The organism is Brucella oryzae (assembly GCF_041929965.1).
GTDB lineage: Bacteria > Pseudomonadota > Alphaproteobacteria > Rhizobiales > Rhizobiaceae > Brucella > Brucella oryzae.
The window spans coordinates 88,290-105,302 of the sequence record NZ_JBHEEO010000002.1; the positions used below are offsets into that span (position 1 = coordinate 88,290).

Sequence of the window (17,013 nt, forward strand, 5' to 3'; positions counted from 1 at the left end):
ATATTCACGCGACACGCTTTAAGCTTTTGTTTTTACGCATGTCTTTATCCCGAAACCGGTTCCCACTTTCGGGAGACATGCTTTATCAGGCCAGCGTATAGGCCGTCTTGACGGTGGTGTAGAACTCGGCTGCATAACGGCCCTGCTCGCGCGGACCGTAGCTCGAACCCTTGCGCCCGCCGAACGGCACGTGGAAATCGACGCCGGCGGTCGGCAGATTGACCATCACCATGCCCGCTTCCGAATTGCGCTTGAAATGCGTGGCATATTTCAGGCTCGTCGTGCAGATGCCCGATGACAGGCCGAAGCTCGTATCATTGGCCGTGGCAAGCGCTTCCTCATAATCCTTGACGCGGATGACCGAAGCGACGGGCCCAAAAATTTCCTCGCGGCTGATGCGCATCTGGTTGGTGGCTTCGGTGAAGAGCGCTGGCTGGAGATAGAAGCCCGGTGTTTCGCGGTTGAGACGCTCGCCGCCAAAGGCAAGCTTCGCGCCTTCCTTGCGGCCGATCTCGATATAATCCATGTCCTGCTTGAGCTGGCTTTCATCCACGACCGGGCCGATATGCGTGCCCTGCTTCAGGGCATTGTCGACCACGACGGTCTTGAGCTTTTCGATTGCCGCGGCGACGAACTTGTCGTGGATGCCTTCCGTCACGATGATGCGCGAAGACGCGGTGCAGCGCTGGCCGGTCGAGAAGAAGGCCGAATTGACCACGGATTCGACCGCGACATTGAGATCGGCATCGTCCAGAACAACTACCGGGTTCTTGCCGCCCATTTCAAGCTGGAAACGGCGGTTATGCTCGATGGAGGCGGCGGCAACGCGCTTGCCCGTACCGGTCGAGCCGGTGAAGGTGACGGCGTTGACGTCCGCACTGTCCAGAATGGTCTGGCCGACAACCGAGCCCTTGCCCATGACGAGGTTGAGAACGCCCTTCGGAAGACCCGCGCGGTGCAGGATATCGACAATCGCCCAGGAGCAGCCGGGCACGAGATCAGCCGGTTTGAACACAATCGTGTTGCCGTAGCAAAGTGCCGGAGCGATCTTCCAGGCCGGGATGGCAATCGGGAAATTCCACGGCGTGATGATGCCGACCACGCCGACCGGCTCGCGGGTGATCTCGACGCCGATGCCCGGACGGGCAGAAGGCAGAACCTCGCCAGCGAGGCGGAGGCACTCGCCTGCGAAGAAATCGAAAATCTGGCTGGCGCGGATGGTTTCACCAATGCCTTCGGCCAGCGTCTTGCCTTCTTCGCGCGACAGAAGACGGCCAAGCTCGTCCTTGCGCGCCAGAATTTCGTCGGCGGTTTTGCGCAGGATGGCATGGCGCTCCAGAATGCCGGAACGCGACCAGGCCGGGAAAGCGGCTTTCGCAGCAGCAATCGCAGCCTTGGTGTCCTCGGCAGTTGCCCGCGCATAGGTTCCCACGACATCATTGGTGTCCGAAGGATTGATGTTGGCGCTCGCGTCGCCGCCGACCCATTCGCCCGCAATCAGATTTTGATGAATTGTCATGAAACTCTCCCTGTGCACCGCACTGATATATCTCAGGATGACCCTTCACCCATGAGCGACGGAATTGCAAGGCCGGAGCCGCCTTATAACGAAAAAAGTGAAATACGCGCCAGACACAGGTCTGAAAGCTATATCGACGCGCTTTAAAGCAAGGCTTGCAAATTTGTCACAGTCAAATGATTGGATAGAAAATTCGTCATTTTGCGCCTTGGCAAAACTTTCTGCTCATTTATTGTGCACGCATCTGCAACACTGGCAAGAGGTATGAGATGCGTGTCTATGACCCATTCCCGATGGTGCCCAGTGTTAACGCGGGCGCTTCCAAGCTTTAAGTCTTCGGCCCGCATTGCAGGCTGAGGCCTGAACGCCCTCCCTAAAAGGGCAGATTCCAACATTTCCAAATTTGCCGCAGCCCTCACCGGCTGCTTGTTTCGTCTTTGTTTTCACGCATTGTCCGACGCCAAACCGCTTCGCACTTTTGCTGAAAATGCTTTTAAAGGAACCAGAATCCGCCCAAACGCGGCCTGGTATTGTAGATATGACTCGGTTTCGCATAGATTTCCGGGGACCTGCCTTCCGCAATGTCCTCGGCTACACATTCGGCCACTGGCGAAGTCAGCCCTTGCGGCTGACGCTGATGATAATCGGCATGCTGCTCGCAACAGCCGCAGATGTTCTGACACCGCTCTATTCCGGTCGATTGGTCGACGCGCTTTCATTAGGTAACGAAGGTGCGTGGGATGCTGCCATTCACGCTTTGATCATCCTGCTTGCGCTTGGTGCGCTCGCCTTGGTTACGCGCCAGCTGACCTTCTATGTCATCACGGACTTCACCTTGAAGATCATGAGCGACATGGCAGCAAGTTCGTTCCGCAAGCTGCAGCGCTTTTCGACCGACTGGCACGCCAATGCCTTTGCCGGATCGACGGTCCGCAAGGTCTCGCGTGCCATGTGGGCGCTCGACCTGCTTAACGATACGCTGATCGTGGCACTGTTACCATCGATCCTGATGCTGGTTGGTTCGGTGGTACTTCTATCGTGGTATTGGCCACTGATGGGACTGCTGGTCGCAATCGGTTCGGTGCTTTTCATCGTCTGCACGATTGTGATTTCGCTTGGCTTTGTCGCGCCAGCGGCAACGCTTGCCAATAGCTGGGACACACGTATGGGCGGCGCTCTGGCCGATGCCATTTCGTGCAATGCCGTTGTCAAGGCATTCGGTGCGGAAAGCCGCGAAGATGTGCGTCTGGCAAAGGTCGTTACCAAGTGGCGCGGCCGTACTCGTCGCACATGGCTGATCGGTACGCTGAACGGTTTCATTCAAGGCGCCAACCTGCTGGTAATGCGCGGTGTGGTCATTGCCTTTGCGCTCTATCTGTGGAGCCAGGGCAAGGCAACGGCGGGCGATATCACCTTCGTCCTGACAGCCTTCTTCATGCTGCAAGGCTATCTGCGCGACGTCGGCATGCACATCCGCAACCTGCAGCGTTCGGTCAACGACATGGAGGAACTGGTCGACATTGAGGCGCAGCCTTACGGCATTGCCGACAAGCCAGGTGCACCGGCGATCAAGATCGGAAACGGCGAGATCACTTTCGATCACGTCACTTTCCACTATGGCAACCACGAAGCCGCTCTCTATCGCGACTTTTCGGTCAAGATCGAAGCTGGCGAACGGGTTGGTCTGGTCGGTCATTCGGGTTCGGGCAAGACGACATTCGTCAAGCTCATCCAACGTCTCTACGATGTCAGTGGCGGTGCCATCCTGATCGACGGGCAGAACATTGCCGATGTTACGCAGGCATCGCTCAGATCGCAGATCGCTATCGTGCAGCAGGAGCCGATCCTGTTTCACCGGACGCTGGCCGAGAACATCGCCTATGCACGCCCCGGCGCGACACAGGCGGAGATCGAAGAAGCTGCGAAGCTTGCAAGCGCGCACGACTTCATCAGCCGCCTGCCAAAGGGCTATGCAACGCTTGTCGGTGAACGCGGCGTGAAGCTTTCGGGCGGCGAGCGTCAGCGTGTCGCGATTGCCCGTGCATTTCTGGCAGATGCACCAATCCTTATTCTGGATGAGGCCACATCGAGCCTCGATTCAGAATCGGAAGTGCTGATCCAGCAGGCAATGGAACGGCTGATGGTGGGTCGTACAACGCTTGTCATTGCGCACCGGCTTTCGACGGTTCGTGCACTTGACCGGCTGCTGGTCTTCGACAAGGGCAAGATCCTTGAAGAAGGCGATCACGACGCGCTTATCCGCAAGCCGGGCGGCATCTATCGCCGCCTGTTCGAGCGGCAGGCGCTGGAACTGACCAAGGGACTGGAAGACGTCTTTTCGTAATCCAATCCGCTATATAGCCATGGACAGGGCCGGATCAATTCCGGCCCTGTTCTCATTTTAAATGCTCCATTCATCATCCATTCAGATCACGGTGCGTATCACTCGCCGCCCAAGCGTGCTTCAAACGTGAGTTGACATTTCCATGACAGAAATGTGACAGGATTTTTGTAAAAGTTTGGGAGTTGATGAGTAAAACATGCCGGGTGTGATGGAAAATACCGCAGCGCGTCGCTGGAGCGATGCCGCGATTTTCGGGCCTGCCCGTATTGCCTGGCCGCTGCGCCTCGCAGTGATTGCGCTTGCTTCCATCGTGCTGTCCACCCTTCTGGTTTTCGCCATCGAATGGATCGTACGCGGTTCGTTCACCGATACGATGCAGTTCTTCCGCACGCCGCATAAGCCTGCATGGACGACGGTTGCGCTCTTCGTCGTCGTACTAACGGCAAGCGACGCTATTTTCGGACGGATTCACTATGGCTTCTTTGTTGTCGGCCCGCTGGCGCTGATTGCGGCAACGACCGCGCGCGAAAAGAGCCTTTATCTCGGCGACCCGCTTTATCCGAGCGATTTTCTCTACGCCCGTCAGATCGTCGATCTTTTGCCGCTCTTGGTGCGTGACCGTCCGTGGAGTGCTGTCGGCATAGCCTTGCTTCTCATTGCTTCCGCAGCATTGATGATTACCGTGACACTGTTCTGGTGGAGGCGCTTCGATCCAATTCCGTGGAAGGGGCGAATGCTGCGTCTCGCCTTCGCGCTGCCGCTGCTCGCCTGGTTCGCAGTCATTTCCGACTATGCCAGCTTTTCGCTGGCACGTGACCGTCTGCGTATTCTGCCGATCATGTGGGACCAGAAGGAAAACTACGCCCATAACGGCTTTACCATGGCCTTCATCCTGAATGTGCCGATGGCGACCGTCTTCGCGCCGGAAGGCTATTCTCCAGAAGCAATTGCCGCTATCGAACCGCCTGCGCAGCTGATCCCTGCCGCGTTCGATGCCAGAAAACCCGACGTCATCATGGTGATGAGCGAATCCTTCTGGGACCCGACGCGCCTTCCGGGTGTGGCTTTCAGTGCGGACCCCATTCCGACGGTGCGCGCGGAACAATCCGGCCATGTCTTCTCGCCGGAATTTGGCGGCATGACCGCCAATGTCGAGTTCGAGGCTCTGACCGGATTTTCCAAGGCCTTCCTGCCGTCCGGCAGTATCCCGTATCAACAATATATCCGCCGTCCTCTTCCCTCGCTTGCAAGCTTTTTCAAGGAACAGGGTTACGCGACGCGCGCCATTCATCCCTACCGTCAATGGTTCTGGAACCGTGGTCCCGTCTATGAAAACATGGGCTTCGACAAGTTCATGTCGGAAGAAAACATGCCGCCGCTGGAAAAGCGCGGCTCATTGGCCTCCGACGCGGCCCTGACCGATGAAATCATCCGCGAAGCAGATTCCATGGATGCACCCTTCTTCTTCTTCGCGGTTTCCCTTCAGGGACATGGCCCTTACCAAGCCAATCGCTACCCGGATTCCAAGCTTGAGGTGCAGACCGACGCCAGCGAACACACACGCCAGTCGGTCCGTTCCTATTCGCAAGGTGCCATGGATGCCGATGCAAGCCTTGAGCGATTGATGAAATGGGCGTCCAGGCGCGACCGCGAAACCATTCTCGTCTTCTTCGGCGACCATCTGCCGCCGCTCGGCCCCGCCTATGTCGAGACCGGATTTATGACAAGTCGGGTCGCAAGCCGTACGGCGCCTGCTGCCGATATGATGCTGCAGCACGAAACGCCTCTGGTGCTCTGGTCGAACAAGCGGGGCGCCGAGCGGGGAACAGGCACGATCAGCCCCGCCTTCCTGCCGCTGCACATTCTGGATATGGCAGGGATGCAGCATCCCTATTACACAGGCTTCCTGCGTCAGTTGCACGAGCAATACCGCGTCGTCGATAATCATGCGATTTTCGACCGGTCGGAAAATGCCGAGGAAGGCTGGCAACAGAGGCCGCCATTCCCGCCGCTCCTGCGTGACTATCAGATGCTGCAATATGACATGATCTTCGGCAGCAATTTCGCCCGCGAGCGTTTCTTCCCCGGCCCGCAATCGCAAAGCTGACCTGTCGCATCAGGCGGGAACCTTGCCTGATGACTGGCGGACGATGAGTTTATACTCAATCCGCCGGGAAGCCGATAAATGGCCCGTGTCAATCTGGTTCAGAAGCATATCAGCGGCATCGCGGGCCATCTCGAAAATCGGCTGGCGGACGGTGGTGATCTGCGGCGAAACCATGCTGGCGATCGCACTGTCATCGAAGCCGACCACTGTCAGCTGATCCGGTATCGCGATGTTACGGTCATAGGCAATCTGCATGACGGCAGCGGCCATATCGTCATTGGACGCAAACACGGCTGTCGGTGGTTCCTCAAGCGAGAGCAGCTTCTTTCCGGCAGCGAGGCCACTCGCAAAACTGAATCCGCCCTGCACCTCATAATCCGGATTGCGCTCGATCCTCGCCTCTTCCAGCGCGCGCCGATAGCCTGCAAGACGCAGCTCTGCCGAACGGTGCGTCGGATCACCGATCACGATAGCAATCCGACGATGCCCGAGCTGGAGGAGATAGTTCATCAGATCGACAGCCGCCGTTTCATCATCGATGGTAACGCTGTCGGTCGGGTGTACGTTCACATCGCCGGCGACACGGGCAAAGGGCATGGCAGACGCGATCAATTCGGCCAGAATTTCAGGATCGTCCGACATGGGCGGCGTCACGATGATGCCATCAAGGCCGGAAGCATGCGCCGTTTCGATCAGCGCCCCGCGGATATCGTCGCGATTTTCGACAGGGAAGATCAGCAGCCGGTATCGCGTGTCACGCAATCGTTCCAGCGCACCCATCTGCAGTTCGGTGACATAGCTGGCGCTCGGATTCTCGAAAAACAGCCCGATCAGATGAGAACGCCGCTCAACGAGATTGCGGGCGGCGGCATTGGGACGATAACGCAGCTCACTCCCCGCCTGCCTGACCTTTTCGCGAATGGCGTCGCGAACATTCGGTTCGTCATTATAAACGCGTGAAACTGTCTTGATCGACACCCCGGCAAGGCGTGCCACATCATGAATGGTTGCTCGTTTTCCAGCTGCGGTCATATCGGATCGTCTCCCTCCCTCTCCGCCCTAACTAACCGCTTTGCCGGGAAACGAAAAGGAAAATCAGGGAACCGAACAGACACGCGAGCGCGTCAGAAACCGAACCTCGCGCCCATTGTCGAGCGAGAACATGCCGCCGCGCCCCGGCACGACATCGATGATGAGTTCGGTATGTTTCCATGCCTCATATTGCGGGCCGCTGATATAGACCGGCGCGCCGCCGATCTCACCGAGCTTCACGTCCGTATCGCCGACGATGAATTCGCCCTGCGGATAGCACATGGGCGATGAACCGTCGCAGCAACCGCCGGACTGATGGAACATGATCGGCCCATATTCGGCCTGCAGTTCGCGGATGAGATCGAGCGCAGCCGAGGTAGCGCTCACCTGCCCCTTGCCGCCGGAAGCTTGCTCAACCATATCCTCCTCCATGATACGAAAGGGCGGAATTCCACCGCCCATTCGCATATTAACTCAAGCCGCCTATTGAGTCAGGTCCATCACGATGCGGCCTTCAATATTGCCTTGGCGCATATCGTCGAAGATGGCGTTGATGTCTTCCAGCTTGCTGGTATGGATGGTGGCCTTGACCTTGCCGTCGGCTGCAAAATCCAGCGACTCCTGCAAATCGAGCCGCGTACCGACGATTGAGCCGCGCACGGTTACGCCGTTCAGCACCATGTTGAAGATAGAGAGCGGGAAATCGCCAGGTGGCAGACCGTTCAGCGATACAGTCCCACCCCGCGATACCATACCCAGGGCCTGTTCGAATGCAATCGGCGAAACAGCCGTAACCAGCACGCCTTGTGCGCCGCCATCGGTTTCTTTTTTGATATAGGCCGCCGGATCGTTATGCGTCTTGGCGTTGACGGTTACCGTCGCACCAAGTTTCCGCGCGAGATCGAGCTTGCGGTCATCGATATCGACGGCGGCAACATTCAGTCCCATGGCCCTGGCATATTGCACGGCCATATGGCCAAGCCCGCCGACACCTGAAATCACCACCCAGTCGCCCGGTTTGGTGTCGGTTACCTTAAGGCCCTTATAGACCGTCACGCCAGCACAGAGAACCGGCGCGATTTCGTTAAAATCGATATTCTTCGGCAGATGTCCGACAAAGTTCGGGTCGGCCACGACATATTCGGCAAAGCCGCCATTGACCGAATAGCCTGTATTAAGCTGTTCTTCGCAGAGCGTTTCCCATCCGCCCAGACAATGACGACAGTGTCCGCACGCAGTGTAAAGCCATGGAACGCCGACGCGATCCCCCTCTTTTACGTGTTTGACACCACGCCCCACAGCCGACACATAACCGACGCCTTCATGCCCCGGAATGAATGGCGGATTGGGCTTCACGGGCCAGTCGCCTTCGGCTGCATGCAGATCGGTATGGCAAACGCCGGACGCATGGATGGCAACCTGTATCTGCCCCGGACCGGGCTCAGGTACTGGCACTTCATCGATCGTCAGCGGCTTTCCGAATGCCCGCACCACGGCGGCTTTCATTGTCTTTGCCATGAAGTTTCTCCTTCGTTGTCGAACTGCGCTGGCTTCCTGGAAGACGGAAGAAATGAATGCTTTACGGAGACATTAGAGCGCATCTCGTCCGAAATCCGTTTCACACTTTTCGGGATGTGCTCCAGAAAAAGGTCACCCGGGCGTTTCCGCCCAGGCCCCCTTGGGAGGGTATTGGAAGCCGTTATGCTCGATGCAATACTGGCATGAAGAACGGCTCTGCCCCTTGATTGAGCGCAATACGAAGATTTTTCTCCGTATTGCGGTTGCGGGTTCAACTTTGGTTAGAAGAAACCCAGTTTCTTCGGGCTGTAGCTCACCAGCATATTCTTGGTGTTCTGATAATGGTCCAGCATTTTCAGATGGTTTTCGCGACCGATACCCGACTGCTTATAACCGCCGAATGCCGCATGGGCCGGATAGGCATGGTAGCAATTGGTCCAGACACGACCGGCCTGAATGGCACGCCCGAAGCGATAGGCACGTGTCCCGTCACGGGTCCATATACCGGCACCCAGACCGTAAAGCGTATCGTTGGCAATCGATAGCGCCTCCGCATCGTCCTTGAAGGTAGCAACAGACACGACCGGTCCGAAGATTTCCTCCTGGAAAATACGCATCTTGTTGGTGCCCTTGAATACGGTCGGCTTGACATAGTAGCCGCCAGCCAGATCGCCCGGCAGGATATTGCGCTCGCCACCTGCCAGCACTTCAGCACCTTCCTGACGGCCGATGTCGAGATAGCTCAGGATTTTTTCAAGCTGTTCGCTGGAGGCCTGCGCGCCGATCATCGTGGCAGGATCAAGCGGATCGCCCTGCACGATCGCATCCACACGCTTCAGCGCCTTTTCCATGAACTTGTCATAGATCGATTCATGAATGAGAGCGCGGCTCGGACAGGTGCACACCTCGCCCTGATTGAGCGCAAACATCACAAAGCCTTCGATGGCCTTGTCGAGGAAGTCGTCGTCTTCCGCAGCAACATCCTTGAAGAAGATGTTCGGCGATTTGCCGCCAAGTTCGAGCGTAACCGGGATGAGGTTCTGGCTGGCATATTGCATGATCAGTCGACCGGTCGTCGTTTCGCCGGTAAAGGCGATCTTGGCGATGCGCGGGCTCGATGCCAACGGTTTTCCGGCCTCAAGGCCAAACCCGTTGACGACATTGATTACACCGGGCGGCAGAAGGTCGCCGATCAGATCCATAAGCACGAGGATCGACGCCGGGGTCTGTTCAGCCGGTTTCAGGACGACGCAATTGCCTGCCGCAAGGGCCGGAGCGAGCTTCCACGTTGCCATGAGCAGTGGAAAGTTCCACGGAATGATCTGGCCGACAACGCCGAGCGGTTCATGGAAATGATAGGCGACCGTGTCGTGGTCGATTTCGGAAATGCCGCCTTCCTGCGCACGGATGACACCTGCGAAATAGCGGAAATGGTCAATGGCCAGAGGCAGATCGGCAGCGGTGGTTTCGCGGATTGGCTTGCCGTTGTCCCAAGTTTCTGCAGCAGCGAGCGCAGGCAGATTTTCCTCAATCCGGTCAGCAATGCGATTGAGGATGAGCGCGCGTTCAGCCGCGCTCGTCTTGCCCCAGGCATCCTTGGCGGCATGCGCTGCATCGAGAGCCGCTTCAACATCGGCGGCATCCGAACGGGCTACTTCGCAAAGCACCTGACCGTTGACTGGCGAAGTGTTTTCGAAATAGCGGCCCGACTTAGGCTCGACCCATTTGCCCCCGATGAAATTTCCGTAGCGTTTTGCGAAAGCCGGCTTCACGGTCCGGCTGAATTCAACCTTGTTCATGACATTCCTCCCAACACCACGCTGCTCCTACAGCGTTTCATGCGTGAGGATCGCGCGACCGTGGGAAAGAGTCATCCCGCACATTCAAGCTTGCAAGGTTATGTGTCGCAATATTGAGACAGTTGTGTCCGCTTATTTCTGATTAGTGCGGACGAATGATCTTCAGCCGGTTGAGCTTGCGATGAAGCGTGGCGCGACTGATGCCCAACAGCCCGGCAGCAGCCGAGATATTCCCTTCTGCACGCGCAAGAGCGCGCAGAATTACGCTCCGCTCCGATTCCGCCATATCTTCACGTGGATCGGCATGCCAGCCGAGAAGATCGGCTGCAGGCAACGGAACCGCAAGAGCGGCATCGTCAAGCCCCATGGCCAGACGCGCCGCACGTGTGGCGCCGATAACCAGATCATCCTTGTCGACCGCGATCAGTGCGCCGCCGGTTCTGTCGGGGCTTGGCGCCAGCATGATACGAGCCTCGGGAAAAGCCTGACGGAAATTTTCAGCCTCGATGCGCCGTGCAGCATCGATCACGGCGACAGATATAAGCTGCGCAAAAGCCTCCGTCAGATCGGCGCGGCATGACGAAACATCAAGTGCTGCCATCAGGCGCCCTTGATGATCATGGATCGGGGCGACCGTACAGGAAAGCCCGATATTACGGGTATGAAAATGCTGGTCGCGATGAATTGTCAGCGGGCGCTGTTCAACAATGCAGGTGCCGATCCCGTTCGTGCCTTCGCTTTGCTCGCTCCAGACAGCGCCGGTCCAAAGCCCCCAGCGATAAAAGGTATCATCGTCGCCGGGTGCGCCGCGACGTTCGACCGGCACGCCCTCGCTATCGGCCAGAAGCACGCAACAACCGACCCCGCCAACGGCCAGATAAAGGCGGTCCATACTGGCTTGCGCAATACTCACGAGGCGCTCGATACGCTGATGTGCGGTTCTGAACTCACCGTCGGAAAGGGTGCGCACCGAACCCAGCTCGGCAGGATCAAGCCCATGCAGTTCCGCCGAGCGCCGCCATGAGGCGACCAGAGCGGATCTGGCAGCCCCACTCGCCGTCATGATTGCAGACTGAATCCGATCAGCATGTGTTCGGTCTTGCGGCGTGCCCATCTTTTCCTCCCAGGAAGGCTGGAACCCGCTTTATGGGAGGATAATGACGGCTCACGGCATAACTGGCAAGTGCGGCTAAAGATTGAGAGAGCTTAGGCGACGCGTGCTGGCTTCAGATACTCCTCAAGTGAGGAAACATCCGCCGCATTGAGGCGAAGACCAAGTTTCGTACGCCGCCACAAAATATCCTCGGCGCTCACTGCCCATTCATTCTCAAGCAGATACCGCACTTCGGCTTCATAAAGATCGGCACCGAAATGCTGTCCGAGGTCGGCAAGTGAAACGGCTTCTCCAAGCAGAACATGAATACGCGTTCCATATTGCCGGAACAGACGCCGCGCATGAGTGGGCGTCAGGAAAGGATAGGCGGCAGTCACCTTTTGCAGCTCACGCTCAAACTCGATATCCACGAAATCACCGCCGGGCAAGGGTGCTGCATGGGTCCACGGCGCACCTTTTTGCCCCAGCCGATGCTCGATCTTCTCCAGCATATGTTCGGCAAGTCGCCGCGCCGTGGTCAACTTGCCCCCGAACACATTGATCAGAGGAGCAAGCCCATCCGGCGCATCCTCTTTCAACACATAATCGCGTGTTGCTTCCTGTGCCTTGCTCGCGCCGTCATCATAAAGCGGGCGCACACCGGAATAAGTCCAGACGATATCCGAACGATTGACCGGATCCTTGAAATATTCGCTGGCTGCCGCGCAAAGATAGTCAGTCTCGCCATCGGTGATCGCAACCTTGGCCGGATCACCCTGATAATCCTGATCGGTCGTGCCGATCAGGGTAAAGTCGTCCTCATAGGGAATGGCAAAGATGATGCGCCCGTCATTGTTCTGGAAGAAATAGGAACGGGGACCGGAGAATTTCTTGCGCACCACGATATGGCTGCCCTGAACCAGCCGGACATTGTGCAGCTGTCGGTCTCCCTCGACACCCTGCAATACCTTGTCGGCCCAGGGACCAGCAGCATTGACCAGTAGGCGAGCGCGAACTTCCTCGCGCTCATATGTACCGGTATCTTCCAGCGTAATGGTCCAGTATTCGCTGTCACGACGAGCCGCCACGACTTTGGTTCGGGTTTTGATCATCGCGCCACGATCCGCGGCATCACGGGCGGTCAAAGCAACGAAACGCGCGTCGTCCACCCAGCAATCGGAGTATTCAAAGGCCTTCGTAAAAAGGGGCTTCAGGGGCTGCGCTGCCGGGTCGGAGCGCATATCGAGCGTACGCGTCGCGGGGAGCTTTTTACGCCCGCCCAAATGGTCATAGAGAAACAATCCGAGCCTCAACAACCATGCAGGGCGCATTCCGCCTTTATGATAAGGCAACACGAACCGCATCGGATGAATGATGTGCGGTGCATTGGCCCACAGCACCTCGCGCTCCATCAGCGCCTCGCGCACCAGACGAAATTCGTAGTGCTCCAAATAGCGCAAACCGCCGTGAATGAGTTTGGTTGCCCGCGAGGAGGTGCCGCTTGCCAGATCATTCATTTCAGCAAGGCCAACTGAAAATCCCCGGCCAACCGCATCACGCGCGATACCGCAGCCGTTAATGCCGCCGCCGATTACAAAAATGTCGAATAGTTTCTCTTGCGCCATGGCGAACCCCGAAGACCAGTCTCCGAAAACCAAAGCGAATATAATTCATTTAATACGAAAGCAAACCGAAAATGAAACGAACCTACGCCCGTTTTTCTTCCGTCTGGCTTTCTCCAAGGGTTTCGATGAGATCGACCTCGCTTTCCCGGCATAATTCTCGCAACTGGTTCGACGGACAATGGTCCGTGATGAAGGTGTCGATTTGCGATATATGACCGATGCGCACCGGAGCGGTCCGTTCCAGTTTCGTGGAGTCAGTCACGAGAATGACGTGCCGGGCATTGGCGATGATGGCTTGCGCCACTTTCACTTCGCGGAAATCGAAATCGAGAAGAGCTCCGTCCTCGTCCATGGCGGAAGCGCCGATAATCGCATAATCGACCTTGAACTGCCGGATGAAATCAACCGCAGCTTCACCGACGATGCCCCCATCAGACGGACGCACGACACCACCTGCAACCACCACCTCGATCGAGGGATGAACGCGCAACGTGTTCGCGACGTTAATATTATTGGTAATGACCATCAAATTGTCGTGGTCGACCAGCGCTTGGGCGACGGCTTCGGTCGTAGTGCCAATATTGATGAACAAGGAAGCTCCGTCCGGGATAATTTCAGCGGCGGCACGCCCGATTGATTCCTTTTCGTGCGCGGCGATGCGGCGTCGCGCTTCATATTCCATGTTCTCCACGCCAGACGGATAGAGTGCCCCCCCATGAATGCGACGCAACATCCGGGCGCGGCAAAGGTCGTTCAAATCCTTTCGCACCGTCTGCGGCGTCACTTCGAAAGCCGCAGCAAGGTCATCCACCAGAACCTGCCCCTGCTTGCGAGCGAGCTCAAGAATTGCGTTGTGACGGGGGGTAAGCTGCATTTTTATCCCAGAGCTAAAATTCTTCGGATTGCGTTCGGGTAATTTCGCGGTTTTTTGATAGAAAGCAACCACTTCAGTTCGCATGGCCGCGAATGGCATTCGCTTTCCGGGATTTTTCGCCAACGAATGTTGAGCTGCGAGTTCAAGCGAAATCGCAAAGCAGGACTATGGGCTGTCTCACCCTGGTCAAAGGAGGAGCCGGTTTCGGGAGACATGCATAAAAACCCGGCATTTTAGTCGAGATCGAATTTCTCGCCGTACATTCTGTGCAGCTTGCATGCCACTTCCGTGCGGTTCGCGGCGCCGATCTTCTTCATGATATTATGTACATGCGCCTTGACCGTGCCTTCACTCATACCGAGTTCAAAAGCAATGATCTTGTTCGACTTGCCAATACGAATGGCGTGGACGACTTCGATTTCCCGCGCCGTGAGCAATTCACCCAAAACATCATCATCGACATCCGTCGGTGCACTCTGGAAAACCATCGAAGCGGGCACGTACATGCCGCCAGCAGTAGCCAGATGAATGGCCTCGACGCAGACCTTTATATCGACGGAAGTGGGGATATAGCCACGAGCTCCGATTTCCATGGCGCGTGCGACCTGTGCCCATTCCTCACGCTCAGCAAGAAAAACGACTGGAACCGGACGCCAGAGTTCGATCACAGCCTGCAATTTTTCCGAGAAGAACGGATCCGCCAGCCGCTTCGAACCTATATTGATAAGAACAACAGCAATATCGTCTGCTGGATCCGCCAGCTCAATCGCCGCTTGTGTCTCCACCGGAAGCTTGAGGCCATTCAGCACAAGGCCATTATAAAGGCACTGCCGCTCGAGATTGCTCCTGCATACGAGCAGCATACGCCGTCCACGCGCTGCCTCAATGCTCGCAGCGTTAGCTCTGTCGCCCACGCTCTCCGACGCAGCCCAGAGGCTATCCCCTCTCGTCTCCAACATGCGATACTCCCGGCGCTACTCAAGTTGCTCTATGTTTATGCATCCAACTATTACTTTCGTCAGAGACGAATGATTTCCTGTGTTTGCCTTGATAGACCTGTAGGCTGGTTCATGGTAAATATTGCTACCGGGAAATAATCGTGTCATTAACTTATGTTAGCAATGCAGAAATTTATGACCGCCCATAAGAACGACTTGCAGAGCGGGAGGATATAGTGCCTATATCTTTCGTTTATTTGGTTTTCAATTTTACTGAATTGATCGACATAAAGGGACAGTTTCGCATCTTTCGAGATAGGTTCCAACGGGTTGAAAATGCACAGTGGCAAGCAGACCACAGACCCATCGATTGAAGCGCTGATTGGTTTATTGGAGTCAGCTCCAATTCTTGCCAAGCTTGAAGCGCGGGAAACAGACGCGCTTTCTTCGCTGACCATTATTGAAAGCGATTTTACCGCCGATGCCACCATTATCGAACAGGGTGCGCGCGTCAGAAGTATCCATCTCGTGCGCTCCGGCTGGGGGTGTGTTTATCGCGATCTGTCGAGCGGTGAACGGCAGATTATCGATTTCCCAATGCGAAGCGATTTTCTGGGCCTCCGAACCGCCGACGGATACAGCTACAACACCATAGCTGCGATCACACCTATGTCGGTTTTCGAAATTTCGCTTGCCTCGCTTGAAGCCTCGATTGAGAGTGCGCCGCGCCTCAGCCTGATCCTCATCGAGCTTCTTGCGCGCCAGCGGTCAATGTTAATTGAGCATCTTACCAATATCGGATGTCGGGCCGCTTTCGTCCGAACCGCACATCTGTTTCTTGAGCTTTCTGATCGTGTGCAATCATGCGGGATGGGCGATCCGGATTCTTTCTATTGCCCGCTGACGCAGTATCAGCTTGCCGATGCCTTGGGATTGACACCGATCCACCTCAATCGAATGCTGCGCGACCTGCGTGAAGAAGGTCTGATCCTGTTCCGGTCAAATCGTGTGGAAATACTGGATCGCAAACGCGTGGTCGCCCTCGCCCAGTATGATGGAGAGTTCATGCGCATGTCGGTTTTCGGGAAAGCAGAATAAGGCGAAACCTCCGGGAAAAATGGTCGGAGTGAGAGGATTCGAACCTCCGACCCCCTCGTCCCGAACGAGGTGCGCTACCAGGCTGCGCTACACTCCGTGACCATGTGGCCGTGACCATTGAGGCGGCTTATAACGCCCCAAATTTCAAGCCGCAAGAGCATCTTGTCGTTTTTTTAAACGCCTGACTTGAAAAGTCGGAAACATCTTTCCAGCAAGCATCAAACCGCAGCAAAAACGGGCTTCGTGCCACCGCCAAAAGCCACAAAATCAGGATTGGCGAAACCTGCAACACCTTCATTGGCGCGCTGGCCATAAGAGAGCGGCTCTCCCTCGAAAGTGGTGGTAAGACCGCCAGCAGCGCGTAACACGGCATCGCCCGCCGCGGTATCCCATTCCATTGTTGGGCCGAAACGCGGATAGATGTCGGCCTCTCCGCTGGCAATCAAGCAGAATTTTAGCGACGAACCGACAGAAACGCAGTTGCTGATCCTGTTGTCGCTCAAGAACTTTTTCGTTTCCGGATTGTTGTGTGACCGGCTGCAGACAGCGATCTGTTCCGCCCCGTGAACACGCACCGCTATCCCACGCCGTGTTTGGACTGCATGATCTTTGGTCGTCGTTATTTCTTCAGCACCGCTGCTATCTCCAATAAACAAGCGATTGCGAACCGGCGCATAAACGATACCGAGAACCGGAACACCATCCTCGATCAGGCCGATATTCACCGTGAAATCGCCGTTACGCAGCAGAAACTCACGTGTCCCGTCCAGCGGATCGACCAGTAGAAACCGCCGCCCCAGCTGTGACGGAAGCCGCCCTGCCGCCACTTCTTCTTCCGCCACGACGGGAATATCTGAAGCGACGGAAGCAATTGCCGCAAGAATGATGGCCTCCGCATCGCGATCCGCCTCCGTGACGGGTGAGGAATCCTTCTTGCTCTGAACCGCGCAACCATTGGCATAATGCTTCATGATGACGCGCCCCGCCTCCAGTGCAGCTTCCTGCAGGACGACGAGCATTGCTTCGCCGTTCGGACCGGCTTTCGGAGAGGCGGAAATCTTCATTG

Annotated in this window: 13 protein-coding genes and 1 tRNA gene; 3 read left to right on the forward strand and 11 right to left on the reverse strand. The window is 56.5% G+C overall.

Translation table 11 applies throughout. From position 1 onward, the window contains the following. Window positions 1-85: 85 nt before the first annotated feature. Window positions 86-1,519, reverse strand: a complete 1,434-nt coding sequence (locus tag JNC70_RS02310; RefSeq protein ID WP_104754691.1) for an aldehyde dehydrogenase family protein — start codon at window positions 1,517-1,519, stop codon at window positions 86-88. Window positions 1,520-2,057: 538 nt separating this feature from the next. On the opposite strand from JNC70_RS02310, the gene JNC70_RS02315 reads away from it, so the two are divergent. Both JNC70_RS02315 and JNC70_RS02320 read left to right on the forward strand, forming a co-directional pair. Next, window positions 2,058-3,863 (forward strand): ABC transporter ATP-binding protein, encoded by a 1,806-nt coding sequence (locus tag JNC70_RS02315; protein ID WP_208623433.1) that lies wholly within the window; start codon window positions 2,058-2,060, stop codon window positions 3,861-3,863. A gap of 196 nt (window positions 3,864-4,059) precedes the next feature. Then, on the forward strand, window positions 4,060-5,970 hold the full coding sequence (locus JNC70_RS02320) for an LTA synthase family protein (protein WP_104754693.1): 1,911 nt from the start codon (window positions 4,060-4,062) through the stop codon (window positions 5,968-5,970). Window positions 5,971-5,979: 9 nt separating this feature from the next. On the opposite strand, the gene JNC70_RS02325 is transcribed toward JNC70_RS02320, so the two are convergent. From JNC70_RS02325 to JNC70_RS02360, 8 genes are all read right to left on the reverse strand, one after another. Then, a complete protein-coding gene (locus JNC70_RS02325; protein ID WP_104754694.1) occupies window positions 5,980-7,002 on the reverse strand; it encodes a LacI family DNA-binding transcriptional regulator in 1,023 nt (340 codons plus the stop codon). Between the two features lie 63 nt (window positions 7,003-7,065). After that, window positions 7,066-7,422 (reverse strand): DUF779 domain-containing protein, encoded by a 357-nt coding sequence (locus JNC70_RS02330; RefSeq protein ID WP_104754708.1) that lies wholly within the window; start codon window positions 7,420-7,422, stop codon window positions 7,066-7,068. Window positions 7,423-7,485: 63 nt separating this feature from the next. Beyond that, window positions 7,486-8,520, reverse strand: a complete 1,035-nt coding sequence (gene adhP / locus JNC70_RS02335) for an alcohol dehydrogenase AdhP (protein WP_104754695.1) — start codon at window positions 8,518-8,520, stop codon at window positions 7,486-7,488. Window positions 8,521-8,801: 281 nt separating this feature from the next. Beyond that, the gene (adh, locus tag JNC70_RS02340) at window positions 8,802-10,319 is read right to left on the reverse strand and encodes an aldehyde dehydrogenase (protein WP_104754696.1); all 1,518 of its coding nucleotides are present in this window, start codon (window positions 10,317-10,319) and stop codon (window positions 8,802-8,804) included. Between the two features lie 142 nt (window positions 10,320-10,461). Next, window positions 10,462-11,433 carry a GAF domain-containing protein gene (locus tag JNC70_RS02345; RefSeq protein ID WP_104754697.1) on the reverse strand — a complete coding sequence of 324 codons (972 nt, stop codon included), beginning with the start codon at window positions 11,431-11,433 and terminating at the stop codon, window positions 10,462-10,464. Between the two features lie 92 nt (window positions 11,434-11,525). Then, window positions 11,526-13,037 (reverse strand): glycerol-3-phosphate dehydrogenase, encoded by a 1,512-nt coding sequence (gene glpD / locus JNC70_RS02350; RefSeq protein WP_104754698.1) that lies wholly within the window; start codon window positions 13,035-13,037, stop codon window positions 11,526-11,528. A gap of 82 nt (window positions 13,038-13,119) precedes the next feature. Further along, window positions 13,120-13,911 carry a DeoR/GlpR family DNA-binding transcription regulator gene (locus JNC70_RS02355; protein WP_104754709.1) on the reverse strand — a complete coding sequence of 264 codons (792 nt, stop codon included), beginning with the start codon at window positions 13,909-13,911 and terminating at the stop codon, window positions 13,120-13,122. A gap of 233 nt (window positions 13,912-14,144) precedes the next feature. Further along, window positions 14,145-14,870: a response regulator transcription factor gene (locus tag JNC70_RS02360; RefSeq protein ID WP_104754699.1), complete on the reverse strand. Its 726-nt coding sequence runs from the start codon at window positions 14,868-14,870 to the stop codon at window positions 14,145-14,147. Window positions 14,871-15,185: 315 nt separating this feature from the next. Between JNC70_RS02360 and JNC70_RS02365 the strand changes: the two genes are divergently transcribed. Further along, window positions 15,186-15,947: a Crp/Fnr family transcriptional regulator gene (locus JNC70_RS02365; RefSeq protein ID WP_104754700.1), complete on the forward strand. Its 762-nt coding sequence runs from the start codon at window positions 15,186-15,188 to the stop codon at window positions 15,945-15,947. A gap of 20 nt (window positions 15,948-15,967) precedes the next feature. Here JNC70_RS02365 and JNC70_RS02370 read toward each other — a convergent pair. Together JNC70_RS02370 and cysQ are read right to left on the reverse strand one after the other, a co-directional pair. Continuing rightward, window positions 15,968-16,044 (reverse strand) — tRNA-Pro (locus JNC70_RS02370). Between the two features lie 121 nt (window positions 16,045-16,165). Then, a complete protein-coding gene (gene cysQ / locus JNC70_RS02375) occupies window positions 16,166-17,011 on the reverse strand; it encodes a 3'(2'),5'-bisphosphate nucleotidase CysQ (protein ID WP_104757048.1) in 846 nt (281 codons plus the stop codon). Window positions 17,012-17,013 lie beyond the last annotated feature (2 nt).

Excerpts from the sequence above, each read along its gene's own strand:
- JNC70_RS02310 (WP_104754691.1), bottom strand. The coding sequence starts at position 1,519 with ATGACAATTCATCAAAATCTGATTGCGGGCGAATGGGTCGGCGGCGAC.
- adh (WP_104754696.1), bottom strand. The coding sequence starts at position 10,319 with ATGAACAAGGTTGAATTCAGCCGGACCGTGAAGCCGGCTTTCGCAAAA.
- JNC70_RS02330 (WP_104754708.1), bottom strand. The coding sequence starts at position 7,422 with ATGGTTGAGCAAGCTTCCGGCGGCAAGGGGCAGGTGAGCGCTACCTCG.
- JNC70_RS02365 (WP_104754700.1), top strand. The coding sequence starts at position 15,186 with ATGCACAGTGGCAAGCAGACCACAGACCCATCGATTGAAGCGCTGATT.
- JNC70_RS02360 (WP_104754699.1), bottom strand. The coding sequence starts at position 14,870 with ATGTTGGAGACGAGAGGGGATAGCCTCTGGGCTGCGTCGGAGAGCGTG.
- JNC70_RS02320 (WP_104754693.1), top strand. The coding sequence starts at position 4,060 with ATGCCGGGTGTGATGGAAAATACCGCAGCGCGTCGCTGGAGCGATGCC.
- JNC70_RS02315 (WP_208623433.1), top strand. The coding sequence starts at position 2,058 with ATGACTCGGTTTCGCATAGATTTCCGGGGACCTGCCTTCCGCAATGTC.
- cysQ (WP_104757048.1), bottom strand. The coding sequence starts at position 17,011 with ATGAAGATTTCCGCCTCTCCGAAAGCCGGTCCGAACGGCGAAGCAATG.
- JNC70_RS02325 (WP_104754694.1), bottom strand. The coding sequence starts at position 7,002 with ATGACCGCAGCTGGAAAACGAGCAACCATTCATGATGTGGCACGCCTT.
- JNC70_RS02355 (WP_104754709.1), bottom strand. The coding sequence starts at position 13,911 with ATGCAGCTTACCCCCCGTCACAACGCAATTCTTGAGCTCGCTCGCAAG.
- adhP (WP_104754695.1), bottom strand. The coding sequence starts at position 8,520 with ATGGCAAAGACAATGAAAGCCGCCGTGGTGCGGGCATTCGGAAAGCCG.
- glpD (WP_104754698.1), bottom strand. The coding sequence starts at position 13,037 with ATGGCGCAAGAGAAACTATTCGACATTTTTGTAATCGGCGGCGGCATT.
- JNC70_RS02345 (WP_104754697.1), bottom strand. The coding sequence starts at position 11,433 with ATGGGCACGCCGCAAGACCGAACACATGCTGATCGGATTCAGTCTGCA.